Annotated in this window: 1 pseudogene; it reads right to left on the bottom strand. The window is 45.6% G+C overall.

Going from position 1 to position 283, the window contains the following annotated elements:
- Window positions 1-283 (bottom strand): annotated as a pseudogene (locus A3766_RS30905) (alpha/beta hydrolase); the annotation flags it as partial.

Here is a 283-nt window from a genome sequence, read left to right as displayed (position 1 = left end):
TATCCTTTGATGGCATGAGGGTTAATGACACTGTCTGCCTCGCTCATCACAATCAGGGTTGGGACATTTGTTTGCTTTGATTCAAATAAGTCTCTGACATATTGTGCACTCTCAGAGTAAGCGATCGAAGCATTAATTGGCGAGGAGCGATATCGGGCTAGGTTATCTTCTTCTGCCTTCCAGCCCCAGTCCATAAATGTCGCAAAGATGGGAGCCAAACGCTCTACAAAAGGTGAAAATGTCTCAAAGCCCGGAGAAAACAGAAGCAAACCATCAACACCAC

Source organism: Oleiphilus sp. HI0132, assembly GCF_001635845.1.
Note: the sequence above shows the minus strand (reverse complement) of the source record. Positions and strands in the feature narration are given on the sequence as shown.